At 63.7% G+C, this 13547-nt stretch carries 10 protein-coding genes; 4 read left to right on the top strand and 6 right to left on the bottom strand.

The window, feature by feature from the left end:
* Position 1 precedes the first annotated feature (1 nt).
* A complete protein-coding gene (locus tag BLU08_RS04500; protein WP_090195849.1) occupies positions 2-1768 on the bottom strand; it encodes an amidohydrolase family protein in 1767 nt (588 codons plus the stop codon).
* A 114-nt stretch (positions 1769-1882) separates the two neighbouring features.
* Here BLU08_RS04500 and BLU08_RS04495 point away from each other — a divergent pair, with 114 nt between their 5' ends.
* Positions 1883-2824, top strand: a complete 942-nt coding sequence (locus BLU08_RS04495) for a glycerophosphodiester phosphodiesterase family protein (RefSeq protein ID WP_157674447.1) — start codon at positions 1883-1885, stop codon at positions 2822-2824.
* 282 nt (positions 2825-3106) lie between these two features.
* Here BLU08_RS04495 and BLU08_RS04490 read toward each other — a convergent pair whose 3' ends face one another.
* Positions 3107-4477: an IS1380 family transposase gene (locus BLU08_RS04490; protein ID WP_090195842.1), complete on the bottom strand. Its 1371-nt coding sequence runs from the start codon at positions 4475-4477 to the stop codon at positions 3107-3109.
* A 109-nt stretch (positions 4478-4586) separates the two neighbouring features.
* Positions 4587-5486: a Dam family site-specific DNA-(adenine-N6)-methyltransferase gene (locus tag BLU08_RS04485; RefSeq protein WP_090195837.1), complete on the bottom strand. Its 900-nt coding sequence runs from the start codon at positions 5484-5486 to the stop codon at positions 4587-4589.
* A gap of 113 nt (positions 5487-5599) precedes the next feature.
* Between BLU08_RS04485 and BLU08_RS04480 the strand changes: the two genes are divergently transcribed.
* Together BLU08_RS04480 and BLU08_RS04475 are read left to right on the top strand one after the other, a co-directional pair.
* Positions 5600-5830, top strand: coding sequence for a helix-turn-helix domain-containing protein (locus BLU08_RS04480; RefSeq protein WP_197676893.1), 231 nt, complete (start codon positions 5600-5602; stop codon positions 5828-5830).
* Positions 5817-6674, top strand: coding sequence for a hypothetical protein (locus tag BLU08_RS04475; protein WP_090195831.1), 858 nt, complete (start codon positions 5817-5819; stop codon positions 6672-6674). Before BLU08_RS04480 ends, BLU08_RS04475 begins: the two co-directional genes overlap by 14 nt.
* 206 nt (positions 6675-6880) lie before the next feature.
* Here the strand turns inward: BLU08_RS04475 and BLU08_RS04470 are convergent, their stop codons facing one another.
* From BLU08_RS04470 to BLU08_RS04460, 3 genes are all read right to left on the bottom strand, one after another.
* Positions 6881-8251, bottom strand: coding sequence for an IS1380 family transposase (locus tag BLU08_RS04470; protein ID WP_090193770.1), 1371 nt, complete (start codon positions 8249-8251; stop codon positions 6881-6883).
* Between the two features lie 173 nt (positions 8252-8424).
* Entirely contained in the window at positions 8425-9294 is an 870-nt protein-coding gene (locus tag BLU08_RS04465) for an alpha/beta fold hydrolase (protein WP_233996090.1), read from the bottom strand.
* A gap of 135 nt (positions 9295-9429) precedes the next feature.
* A complete protein-coding gene (locus BLU08_RS04460; protein WP_090195824.1) occupies positions 9430-11124 on the bottom strand; it encodes an alpha/beta hydrolase in 1695 nt (564 codons plus the stop codon).
* A 188-nt stretch (positions 11125-11312) separates the two neighbouring features.
* Here BLU08_RS04460 and BLU08_RS04455 point away from each other — a divergent pair, with 188 nt between their 5' ends.
* Positions 11313-13508 carry a bifunctional diguanylate cyclase/phosphodiesterase gene (locus BLU08_RS04455; protein ID WP_233996089.1) on the top strand — a complete coding sequence of 732 codons (2196 nt, stop codon included), beginning with the start codon at positions 11313-11315 and terminating at the stop codon, positions 13506-13508.
* The last annotated feature ends 39 nt before the right edge of the window (positions 13509-13547 follow it).

Raw genomic sequence — 13547 nt, 5'->3', positions numbered from 1 at the left:
GCTATTCGGCCGCCTCGGCCAGTTCGACCCGCTGCGGACCGCGCACGAGCCCGCCGGGCGTCGCCCCGGTCCATTTCCCGTTCTCGAAGGTCACCTCGCCCGACTTGATGGTGTAGCAGTACCCTTCCGCCTTCTGCAGCAGGCGCCTGCCCCCCGCCGGCAGGTCGAAGGCGAGCCAAGGCTTGCCGAGCTTGAGCGCGTCCATGTCGATCACGTTGATGTCGGCGAGATAGCCGGGCGCGATCAGTCCGCGGTCCTCCAGCCCGTAGAGCACGGCAGTGTCGCGGCACTGGCGCTTGATCGCGTGTTCGAGGGCGATCCGCCCGCCCCGGCGGCGCCCCTTGACCCAGTGTTCGAGCATGAAGGTCGGCGAAGCCGCATCGCAGATCGTCCCGCAATGCGCGCCGCCGTCCGACAGCGAATTGACCGTGTCGTCGGCCAGCTGGAGCGGGTGGAGGAAATCGAGGTTCCCGTCCGCGTAGTTGAGGATCGGCAGGTAGATGAATCCCGATCCGTCCTCCCGGCAGAGCATGTCATAGGCGTATTCCTGCGGGTCCAGCCCGGCCTTCTGGGCGCGGGAGTTGACGCTCGCCTCTGGCCCCGGTTCATAGTCGAAATCGGGGTCCATTTCATATTGCATCGTCCAGCCCTGCGTCACCACCATGACGACGGGCAGGATGTCCTGCGGCGCGTCGGCGTAATCGTTCGCTTCCGCGAGGAGCTGCGCCTTGAAGGCGGGGTCGAGCAGCTTCGCTTTCTGCTCCTCCCACGACAGGTCCCTGATCGCCTGCCAGCTCGGCCGGTAGACGAAGGGGTGGACCGTGCCCTGCCAGGCCATGATGATGCCGTTGCCGCGCAGCGCGATCTGGGCGACGATGTTGGCGCCGTTGTCATTCTCGGCCCGCATCGTGGAAATCTGCTCGTCGAGGTCGAGGTCCTTGGCGATGGATTGCAGCGCGGCGAAGGTCACGGGAATGCCCGCCTCGCGGCTCAGCTTGCCCATCCAGGAAAACTCGTTCCATTCGCGGTTGAGATCGCTCGCCATCTCGAACACGGCGTGCCCGCCCGCCGCCTTGGCGCGGCCCATGGCGCGGCCGATCGCAACCAGTTCCTCTTCGGTGGCGGTGGTGCCGGGGACGAGCTCGCCATCGACCGACTTGTGCAGCACGGTGCGCGAGGTCGAGAAGCCGAGAGCGCCCGCGCGCACGCCTTCCTCGACGATCTGCGCCATCTGCTCGATGTCCTCCTGCGTGGGAACGGCGCCGGGCCGTTCGCGGTCGCCCAGCACGTAGGCGCGCACCGCGCCGTGGGGCACGTGGGTTCCCACATCGAGGGTGCGGGGGAGCTTTTCCAGCGCATCGAGATATTCGGGGAAGGTCTCCCATTCCCAGGTGATCCCTTCGGCAAGGGCGGTGCCGGGAATGTCCTCGACCCCTTCCATCAGGCTGATGAGCCATTCATGGCGGTCGGGCTTGGCCGGGGCGAAGCCGACCCCGCAATTGCCCATCACCACCGTGGTGACGCCGTGCCAGCTAGAGGGCGCCATTTCCTGGTCCCATGTCGCCTGACCGTCGTAATGCGTGTGGATGTCGACGAAGCCGGGGGCAACGATCTTGCCGCTCGCGTCGATCTCGCGCCTGGCCGAGCCTTCGATCCGGCCCACCGCGGCAATGAGGCCGTCCTTCACCGCCACGTCGCCGGTGAAGGCCTCCGCCCCGCTGCCGTCGACGATGGTTCCACCGCGAATTATGAGATCGTATTGCGCCATTGTCTCTCTCCCTTATTGCGGCGAATGATGTCGCAAAGCGCGCCCGCCTACAAGGGGGCGTTCGCGGACGGGACTTTGGGTGATGAAAGTCATTTCCCCTCAAGGAGAAAGAACATGATGGCGAGGCTTGCCGCGGCGGCGGCGGTTCTAGGACTTGCAGGATTCGCCGCCAGCGAATCCAGCGCGCGCGAACAATGGCGGCTGGTGCCCGAATCCTCGCTGTCGGCGATGCTCGACTGCCTCGAGGCGGAAGGGCGCACGCTCGTCTCCGCGCACCGGGGAGGGCCTTCGCCGGGCCTGCCCGAAAACGCGATCCCGACGATGGACGCGGTGCTGACCGCGATCCCCGCCGTGATGGAGGTCGATGTCGCGCAAAGCGCGGACGGCGTGTTGTTCCTGATGCATGACGATACGCTTGACCGGACGACGACGGGCGAGGGGCGCGCGGCGGATAAGGCATGGGCAGACCTCGCCGCGCTGCGCCTCACCGACAGCGCGGGATGGGTCACGCCCTATGCGATCCCGACGCTTGCCGAAGCGCTCGACTGGGCGAAGGGCCGCACCGTGCTCCAGCTCGATTTCAAGCGCTCCGCATCCTACGAGGACGTGATCGAGATGGTGCGCGAGAAGGGCATGGAGGAGGGCGTCATCCTCATCGCCTATTCGATCCCCTCGGCGAAGAAGCTCCACCGCCTTGCGCCCTCGGCCATGATCTCGCTCTCGATCGAAAGCCCCGACGCGCTCGAAGAGGCGGTCGCGGCAGGCATCCCGGCCGAGCGGATCATCGCCTTCACCGGCACGCGGCTTGCCCGGCCCGACCTCTACGCGGCGCTCGACGAGGCCGATGTCGAGGTGATCTTCGGCACGCTCGGCCGCTCGCCGAATTCGATCGACAACGTGATCGACCGCTTCGGGACGGACGAACGCTATGCCGAACTCTCGCAGGGCGGCGTCGACATGCTCGCCACCGACCGCCCGCGCGAAGCGGCCGCGGCGCTGGCCGAGGCGGAGCGACTGCCCGAGGCGGGGATGTGCGGGGTGGGGCGGGGCGACTAGACGCGTCGGTACCGAGTGGCTGCTAACGGCTTTACTGTCTTCAAAGCGGACTTTCCGCTTGCGTTTAGAGTTTCCAACGCCTCACGGCGTCCGAAACTCTAACCTCTCTTATTCACGGCGATGCGGTTGGGCGCCTCTCGGCGCGAGCTTGACGCCACTGCTGCGTGCGGCGGCGTAGAGCGGGCGTGCGGCACCGCTGGCGTCTGTTTCACCGCGCTGTGATCGATGGGCTTTTCTGGTTGAAGGACTTGGCTCGGGGTTTCTGCGGCACTGCCGCGCCCGCTACGTCGGCGCAGGCTTGAGCGCGAGAACGATGGCACGCATCAGATCGGCATCGGGGCACGCAGAGGCGAACGCTACGCGGATTCGGGTGGCGCTTTCCATGACGCGGGCAGCAACCTTGAGCAGCCGCAGGCGCAGGGTCGTAAACTCGGCTTTTGCCAGAGCGGTGGTCTTTGGGATCGCCTGCTGAACGCGCCACAGCAGCCAGTAGGCAGCGGTGTGCAGGATCAGGCGCATCTGGTTGGCGTTCGCCGACCGGCACGAGGTGCGGTCACTGGCCAGCTGGGTCTTGTGCAGCTTGATCAAGTTCTCGGCCTGCCCGCGCGCACAGTAGAGCGTGTCATAGATGTATTCAGCCGAGCCTTGGGTTAGCGATGTGACGACATAGCGGATATCCATGCCCAGCGTGCTGGCCTCGATCCTGGCGACGACGCGGCGCTGGCGGTTCCAGCTCTTCGCGCCGTAGCGGGTCTCGGCATAGCTGCGCAGGACCGGGAGTTGGCACTCGGCGCGGCGGACCGCGCAGGCATCGGCGGCAGTGACGATAACCGGATCAGCGCGCAGCGCGGCGTTGGTCGGCAGACCGAACACGTAATCGACATGGGCCGCCTCGCAGAAGGCCATGACCTCGGGCCGTCCATAATGCCCGTCACCGCGGATGGTGATGTGGGTATCAGGCCAGTGGCGGCGAAGATGGCGCACCAGACGCCGGATATGCCCTGCCGCCTCCTTGCCAGAAGGCGTCTTGCCCGTGCGCAGCAGCATCGCCACCGGCCGGCCCGTTGCCGTGTCGTAGACATGGATCGGCAGGAAGCAGCGCTCCCCATGATGTCCGTTCCAGAAGGAGAGTTGCTGATAGCCGTGCACGACGTCGCAGGTGTCATCGATATCCAGCGTCACCGCCGCCGGCGGAGTGGGGTAGCTGGCGCAGTAGATGTCGATCATGATCCCCAGCATCTTTGCCAGCTCGCGCGTGCTCGGCGCATTCTCCCAGCGGCTCATCGTCGGTTGGCTGGCCAACCCCGCACCCGATCCCGGCAGCTTGCCCAGCGCAAGGCGGAAGCCCGGATCATCGCGCAGAGCGTCGAGATCATCGGCATCCTCATAGCCGCAGGCGATCGCGAACATCCGCGCGCGCAGGATATCTTCAAGCCGATGAACCACCCGAGCAGGATCGCGCGGATCGGCAATACACGCCGCAAGCCGCTGGCAGAGCCCCATCATGCGCTCGGCCTGAGCCGGCACCAGGACCCCGCCATCCGAGGTCAGCCTGCCGCCGTCAAACGCAGCTGTGACCTTCTTGCCGCGCACTGCTGGAAACGAAAATACGGACGCGCTATCATCGCATCCGGCGGGTGTGGTCTGTGGCATATTTTGCCCCGTTGCAGGTCTGGCTTAAGCAACCACATTCCTACAACAATGCAAATGCTTACGCCACTCCCGCCAACCCGTCAGACCACTGCCGGTGAATAATCCGGGTTCAGTGGGTAAGAAGCAGGCGATCTTTCACAAGCTCGGATTCCAATGTTTCACCACCCATTTGGAATCTGCGGAGCATCGAGCGCCCTACATTTACGGGAGTTTCTTGAGCGAACAGACCAGTCGGCCAGTCAAATGCACAATCCTGATCGCCAGATTTTTTGCTCCCGTCGATGCTAAGCGCAACGAACGCCCCGCGCTTTTTGGCCTTTTCGATACTGACCAGAAGATCATCGAGGCTAAAGCCCTGAGCGCCATATAAAATGGCCTGACTGTATGAATATGGCGGATCGCAATAAACGACGTCGCCCTCGCGTGCTCGATCTAAGGCCTCTTCATAGCCAACACACGAGAACGATGTGTGTTTGGTGCGCTCGTGCCATTCCATAGCTCGCCTAGCGAAGCTGGCAGGATGGATAGGATCATGCACACCGCAGGGCGTGGACATATAGCCATCTTTTTGGCGAAATCTTACCACTCCACCATAGCAAGACCGACAGAGGAAAAGCATGTCGGCGGCGTTCGCGCCCTTGTTGTAGCTGGACTTGATTTCCTCATAGACGGTTTTCTTGTCACCCGCCTTCATGCGCTCCCAACGCTCCCGATACCAGCCAATCAAAGTGTCTGGAGATTCCTGCAAGCATTGCCACATCTCAATAAGAGGCTCGAAACAGTCAGAGGCTTCCGCCTTGCGAGGGGCAAGAACGCCAAGAACAGCACCCGACCCCAGAAATGGCTCGTGATACGTGTTAAAATGCTTCGGGAAATACGAGATTATTTCATGAGCGAAGCGTTGCTTGTTCCCGATCCATTTGAGCAACTGTGTTTTGTAGGGAGCAACGCCTAGCGTCGTGTTTTGAACCTCAGGCTCACAATATTCTAAATTGAGCGCGTTTTGCAAAATGTCCCCCGTCCATGATCAGTGATCAAAATATATGTCCTTTTGGAATATCCTGATTCGGAATTTATAGTCAAGGGATGTCGGGGCGATTCACGAAAAACCATGAACAAAAAGTGCTTGAGGCGCTCTTGAGGGAGTTGCGTGAAGAGTCAGGCCATCGCCAGATCGATGTGGCAAAGGTTCTTGGCATTCATCAATCAATGGTTAGCAAATATGAGGCTGGAGAACGTCGATTAGATATTCTCGAACTTCGCGCTCTTTGCGGTCTATTTGGCATCACCATTGCTGATTTTATGGATCGTTTTGAAAGCCGATTGGGTCAGGATAGTCATGCGCCCGATTGAGAAATATCTGCATAAGCCCCATTCGTTTTGGGCATCTGTCCGCTCGCTTAGCCAGCAAGTTGGCTACAGCAAAGGAGACAGGATCATCGTTCCGACGTTGCGCCAGATGGTCAACGCGTTCGAGGCGCTAGAGCTTGATAGTTCGAAGCTCGAAAAGGACGGCAAACCGACCGACCTTGCGTTGGAGCTGATCGAATATTTCGAGGCGCGATCCAAGGCGCTTGTGGAGATCGCTGAGCCAAATCTGATGACGGCTGAGCAAGCCAAGCTTTTATTTGATGAGAAGTTTGCCGAGTTTTCGCCCAATTGCCCAATTCCAATGAATAAGCAAAAAGGTGAGAAGAAGGCCGAGGCGTTTTTAACGGCTTTGGTGAATATGATGATCGAAGCCAACGCGGATAGCTTTGACTGCAATTATGATCCGAGAGAGCTGACGACAATCACGCGCGACGGCGCACCATTGCGGACGTTGGCGAGGCGGGTTGATGGCGCTTTTCCTGCTGCGATCAATCCCGTCGCGATCTGGGAAATCAAAGAATATTATTACACCACGACTTTTGGGAGTCGTGTTGCAGACGGCGTTTATGAGACGCTCTTGGATGGCATGGAGCTGGAAGAGTTGCGCGAGCACGAGGACGTAGATGTTCGGCACTATCTGATGATTGATGCCCATTACACGTGGTGGAAATGTGGGAAGGCCTATTTGTGCCGAATTTTTGACATGCTCCACATGGGCTATGTCGATGAGGTGCTGTTCGGTCGTGAGGTTGTGACCGAACTGCCTCGAATTGTAAGCGAGTGGGTCGAGCTGGCTCGATTGCGCGAAGAGCGAGAGAACGCCTAATTCAATCTGTTCCGCAAATATCCTAGCCTCTCTTATTCACGGCGATGCGGTTGGGCGCCTCTCGGCGCGAGCTTGACGCCACTGCTGCGTGCGGCGGCGTAGAGCGGGCGTGCGGCACCGCTGGCGTCTGTTTCACCGCGCTGTGATCGATGGGCTTTTCTGGTTGAAGGACTTGGCTCGGGGTTTCTGCGGCACTGCCGCGCCCGCTACGTCGGCGCAGGCTTGAGCGCGAGAACGATGGCACGCATCAGATCGGCATCGGGGCACGCAGAGGCGAACGCTACGCGGATTCGGGTGGCGCTTTCCATGACGCGGGCAGCAACCTTGAGCAGCCGCAGGCGCAGGGTCGTAAACTCGGCTTTTGCCAGAGCGGTGGTCTTTGGGATCGCCTGCTGAACGCGCCACAGCAGCCAGTAGGCAGCGGTGTGCAGGATCAGGCGCATCTGGTTGGCGTTCGCCGACCGGCACGAGGTGCGGTCACTGGCCAGCTGGGTCTTGTGCAGCTTGATCAAGTTCTCGGCCTGCCCGCGCGCACAGTAGAGCGTGTCATAGATGTATTCAGCCGAGCCTTGGGTTAGCGATGTGACGACATAGCGGATATCCATGCCCAGCGTGCTGGCCTCGATCCTGGCGACGACGCGGCGCTGGCGGTTCCAGCTCTTCGCGCCGTAGCGGGTCTCGGCATAGCTGCGCAGGACCGGGAGTTGGCACTCGGCGCGGCGGACCGCGCAGGCATCGGCGGCAGTGACGATAACCGGATCAGCGCGCAGCGCGGCGTTGGTCGGCAGACCGAACACGTAATCGACATGGGCCGCCTCGCAGAAGGCCATGACCTCGGGCCGTCCATAATGCCCGTCACCGCGGATGGTGATGTGGGTATCAGGCCAGTGGCGGCGAAGATGGCGCACCAGACGCCGGATATGCCCTGCCGCCTCCTTGCCAGAAGGCGTCTTGCCCGTGCGCAGCAGCATCGCCACCGGCCGGCCCGTTGCCGTGTCGTAGACATGGATCGGCAGGAAGCAGCGCTCCCCATGATGTCCGTTCCAGAAGGAGAGTTGCTGATAGCCGTGCACGACGTCGCAGGTGTCATCGATATCCAGCGTCACCGCCGCCGGCGGAGTGGGGTAGCTGGCGCAGTAGATGTCGATCATGATCCCCAGCATCTTTGCCAGCTCGCGCGTGCTCGGCGCATTCTCCCAGCGGCTCATCGTCGGTTGGCTGGCCAACCCCGCACCCGATCCCGGCAGCTTGCCCAGCGCAAGGCGGAAGCCCGGATCATCGCGCAGAGCGTCGAGATCATCGGCATCCTCATAGCCGCAGGCGATCGCGAACATCCGCGCGCGCAGGATATCTTCAAGCCGATGAACCACCCGAGCAGGATCGCGCGGATCGGCAATACACGCCGCAAGCCGCTGGCAGAGCCCCATCATGCGCTCGGCCTGAGCCAGCACCAGGACCCCGCCATCCGAGGTCAGCCTGCCGCCGTCAAACGCAGCTGTGACCTTCTTGCCGCGCACTGCTGGAAACGAAAATACGGACGCGCTATCATCGCATCCGGCGGGTGTGGTCTGTGGCATATTTTGCCCCGTTGCAGGTCTGGCTTAAGCAACCACATTCCTACAACAATGCAAATGCTTACGCCACTCCCGCCAACCCGTCAGACCACCGCCGGTGAATAATCCGGGCTAAATGATCCCGGACACAGCGCATCTGCTCGCAACGCACCGAAAGCGAACGCTCGCGGCGCTTCTCAGGCGGCGTAGGCGCTCGTCCGGCCCGCTTCCTTAGCGCTCTCCGGCGCGTCGAGGAATTCGCGGATCGCGGCCACACTTTCGTCGGCGTGGGTGAGCAGGAAGAGGTGTCCACCGCCCTCGACCGTCACCAGGCGCGAATTGGGGATCATCGCCTTCAGGATCTTGCCGTTCGCCAGCGGCACGATCTGGTCGTCCTCGCCCATCATGATCAGCGTTTCCTTGCTCATGAAGGGCAGGGCGGGAAGGCTCGTCCAGCCCATCATGCACATCAGCTGGTAGAGATAGCCGCGCGGGGAAGGGGGCTTCAATCGGCCGATATGGCTGTCCTTCTGGTGCTCGGCCCCGTCCCTGTCCACCCCGCCATAGAGCGTGGCGAAATGCTCGTTCATGAATTCGGGATCGATGTAGCGGCGCGGGTTCGCCATCTTGGTGAAGGCGGCCGGGTTCCCGGGGATCATCGCCATGCCCGGCGTCGTCGCGATCAGGGTGAGCCGCCGCGTGCGCGCAGGATGCTGGAGCGCGAAGTGCTGCGCCATCGCGCCGCCCCAGGACACGCCCATCACGTCGACTTCGCCAAGGCCATAGCGCCCGAGGATCTGGGCGGCGGTCCAGCTCATAGTGAAGGGGTTGTAGGGGACCAGTGGATCGGGCGATTCGCCCACGCCCGGCATGTCGAACATGATGAAGCCGCGTTCCGGCAGGGCGTCCGCGAGGGGGGCGACCGCCTCGATGTTCGCGCCGATGCCGTTGAAGAAGAGGATCGGCAGGTGGTCGGAAGGCTCGTCGAGCCTCCAGGCAGCGGTCCGTAGCGTCCGGCCGGCGACCTGTTCCATGGTCACGACCGCATCCTTCATCGGTTCAGACAAGTATTTCCGTCCTTTCAGTTGCGCCCAACCGGTCCTTCGGGTCCGGCGCTTCATCGAGCTTCATCAATGGGCGGAAGGCGCGCTCGCGGATCCCTCGCGGGCGGGCCTCCCTCCGGTTCGTGCGAGCGGCCTGTATCAGACTTCCTCGACAACGTAGAGTCCCGGCGCGGGACCGACTGGCCGGTATTCGGCATTGCCGAGCGTTTCGGGCGCGGGCTTCTTCTCGCCCGAGCGCGCCTGCAGCCATTCGATCCAGAACGGCCACCAGCTGCCCTGGACCTCCCTCGCGCCCTTCACCCAGTCGTCGGCAGTGGCGGGAAGCCTGCCCTTTTTGGCCTGGACGAAATACCTGGCCTTGGGGTTGGTCGGCGGGTTGAGGATCGCCTGCATATGGCCCGATTGCGAAAGGACGTAGGTCACGTCCTTCGAGCCGAACAGCCCGGTCGAACGGTAGGTCGCCTTCCACGGCGTGATGTGGTCGGTCACCCCGCCCAGGATGAACAGGTCGCTCGTCACCCGGGAGAGGTCGATCGCGTGGTCCGCCATTTCGACCTCGCCCTGCTTCGTGAAGGCGAGCGTTTCGTAGAGCGTCAGGAAATCGCCCATCAGGCTGGCCGACAGGTTGGTCGCGTCCGAATTCCAGAACAGCACGTCGAAGGCGGGCGGATCGGCGCCGAGCAGGTAATTGTTGATGACATAGTTCCAGATGAGGTCGTTCGGCCGCAGCCACGCGAAGCCGCGGGCGAGGTCGTCGGCCGCGATCACGCCCGCTTTCTTCGCGCGGTTGCGGGCGAGCTGCATCCCGTTTTCCGAGACGAGCGAACCCGCCTCGATATCGGTCGCCTCGGGGTGGAGGACGCAGACCATCAGGGTGAGCGTGCCCAGCAAATCGGACTTCTTCGCCGCGAGCTTCGAGGCCAGGACGCTCGCGGTCTGCCCGCCCGAACACCCGGCCGAGACGTTGACCTTGTCCGATCCGGTGATCGCCGCGACCGCTTCCATCGCTTCCTCGCAGGAGGCGACATATTCGGCCATGCCCCACTTGCCCTGATCCTTCGTCGGGTTGCGCCATGAAATGACGAAGGTCTGGATTCCGTTGTCGACCTGCCACTTCACCACCGATTTCTCGGGGGAAAGGTCGTTGATGTACATCTTGTTGATCTGCGGCGGGATGGTGAGCTGGGGGATCTCGTGCACCTGCGCGGTGGTCGGCGCGTAGTGGATCAGCTCCATCATCTCGGTCCGCAGCACGACCTCGCCCTTGCTGGTCGCGATGTTCTCGCCCAGCTTGAAGGGGCGCTTGTCGACCTGGCTCACCATGCCCTTGTTGTGGACGATGTCGTTGTAGGCGTTCTGGAGGCCCTTGATGAGGCTGAGCCCGCCCGAATCGATCAGCCGCTTCTGCGCGGTCGGGTTCCCGGCGAGCGTGTTGGTCGGCGAAAGCCCGTCGAGAATGATCTGCGCGATGAAGTTCGCGCGGTTGCGTTCCAGTTCGTCGAGCTCGAGATCCTCGAGCCAGCCGCGCATCCCCTTCTGCACGGCGAGGTAATATTGCACGCCCGCGCGGTAGAACGGGTTGAATTGCCACGCCGGGTCGAGGAAGCGCTTGTCCCGGGGGTCGGGCGCGAGGTCGCTCTTGCCGGTCATGATCTTCACCATGTCCTCGCCCATCTTCTGCGCGTGGCGGAAGGTGCGCGCGGGGTCCGACGCCGTCTCGCGCAGCAGCAGGGCGACCGCGCCCACGAAATCCTCGCGCGCCACCCCGATCAGCGGCCCCAGCGCATTGGTCGATTGCGCCGCCTCGTTCTCCAGCCTCACGCCGTCAGCCATCACCGCATCTCCCCCCGTCGCCGCAGCCGTACCGGCCGCGTGCCTTGCCGCGCGACACTGGCGCGCGCGCGGGCGCTTGGCAAGCGGGATGGCGCCCCGCTGGCGGCGGGTACGCTCCTTACGGTTTGTTTATCGGTTTGCCTTACAGGTAGCACAACGGAAGGGCTCCCGGGTGCAGGACCAGCGGCGTGGCAGGGCTTTTTACAAGGATCAGGAAACAGGGCGACCCGCCCGAGAACGGCGAGGCAACCCCGCCGCCGGTCGCGCCGATCGCGGCGAGCGACCTCGCGCGCCGGGTCGAGCTGCTCGACAGCCTCGAGGAAACCGGCGTCGGCTGGTTCTGGGCGAGCGATGCCGAGGGGCGGATGATCTACCTCTCGCCCGCCGCGCTCGAACCTTTCGCGATGCGGTCCGACGAATTCGCCGGGCGCACGATCACCCAGGTGTTCGAGGAGGAACGCCGCGAGGAAGGCACGAGCCAGGGCGGCCGGCCGCTCAAGTTCCTGCTCGCGGCGCGCAATTCGTTCGGCGCGACGCCGGTCAGGGTCAAGCTCGGCCGGGGCGATGCCTGGTGGGAGATCGCGGGCAAGCCGCGCTTCGGCAAGGACGGGAGCTTCCACGGGTATCGCGGCACGGCGCGGGACATCACCGGCACGCACGAGGAACGCCGCAAGCAGGAACGCGCCTCGCAGTATGATTCGCTCACCGGGCTCGCCAACCGTTACCGGATGAGCCGCCAGCTGGAACAGATGCTCAAGGCCTTCGCCCACGCGAAACGGTCCTGCGCGCTGATGATGCTGGACCTCGACCGGTTCAAGCAGGTCAACGACACGCTTGGCCATCCGGCGGGCGACGAACTGCTCAAGCAGGTCGCCGCGCGGATCCGCGGCGTGTTCGGCGATCGGGTCGAGATCGGGCGGCTGGGCGGCGACGAATTCCAGGCGATCCTGCCCGACCTCGACGACCGCGGCCAGCTCGGCGACATCGCGCAGGAGCTGATCCAGATGGCGTCGCAGCCCTATTCGATCAACGGCAGCCGCGCGGTCATCGGGGTCTCGATCGGGATCGCGGTCGCGCCCTATGACGGCATCGCGCCCGAGGAACTGACCAAGGCGGCCGACCTCGCGCTCTACGCGGCCAAGGGCGGCGGGCGCGGCCAGCACCGCTTCTATTCGCGCGAGCTGCGCGACCAGGCGAGCTTCCGGCACCAGATCGAGCAGGACCTGCGCGACGCGCTGCATGGCGAGCAGCTGCGGATGCACTACCAGCCGATCGTCGATGCCGGGACCCACGAGGTCGCCTGCATGGAAGCGCTGATGCGCTGGGAACATCCCGACCGGGGCATGATCTCGCCCGCCGATTTCATCCCCGTGGCCGAGGAAGTCGGCCTCATTCGCCAGATGGGCACCTGGGCGCTGAACGAGGTCTGCCGCGCGGTCACCACCTGGCCGGGCACGGTCAAGGCCGCGGTCAACGTTTCCGCGGTGCAGTTCGCCGCCGACGACTTCGTCGACGTGGTGCGCGGCGCGCTGAAGCGTTCGGGCGTGGACCCGGCGCGGATCGAGCTCGAGATCACCGAAAGCGTCTTCATGGGCGATGTCGAACGTTCGGCCCGGGTCTTCGCCGCGCTCAAGAAGCTCGGCGTGCGCCTCTCGCTCGACGATTTCGGGACGGGCTATTCCTCGCTCAGCTACCTGCGCGACGCGCCGTTCGACAAGATCAAGATCGACCAGAGCTTCGTGCGCGGCTGCGCCGGGAAGGACAGCAACAACCTCGCCATCGTCGCCGCCGTGGTCAGCCTTGCGGGCGCGCTCCGCATGGAAACGGTCGCGGAAGGGGTGGAGACCAAGGACGAGCTCGAGGCGGTCACCAAACAGGGCGCAACGCACCTGCAGGGCATCCTGTTCTCGCGCGCGGTCCCTTCGGAGGAGGCGCTGCGAAGGTTCGAGGCGGGCGAGCTGCACTATGCCCCGCGCGGGCCGGAGAAATACCGCGCCGAACGGCGCACCGAATTCCGCCGCATCGGCCTCATCCACGGCGATCACCGCTACAATGTCTTTCTGCGCAACCTGTCGAAGACCGGGGCCAAGATCGAGGGCCTGCTGGGGGTCGAGGTCGGGACCGAGGTGGTGCTCGACCTCGGCGGGGGGCAGCTCGCGGTGGCGGTGGTGCGCCGTTCGGAAGGGTCGAGCCAGGGGGTCGAGTTCGAAACCCCGCTGATCAGCGACGGGGCCGAGGGGCTGTGCACCCGCCACCGGGTGTCGCCCTACCAGATCGAACTCGCCGGAAAGCCGCTCCAGGCCCTGGGCGACGATCCCTATGCGGCGCTGATGTCGATGCAGAACCGGACGCCCAAGGCGTTCATGGAAGTGCAGCTGGGTTAACCCTTCGTGCCGGCAAAGCCCCGGAACCGCGTGTGTGTG

It is taken from the genome of Erythrobacter sp. HL-111, assembly GCF_900105095.1.
GTDB lineage: Bacteria > Pseudomonadota > Alphaproteobacteria > Sphingomonadales > Sphingomonadaceae > Erythrobacter.
The sequence above is the reverse complement of the archived record's forward strand: the minus strand, read 5'-3'. Positions and strand labels throughout refer to the sequence as shown.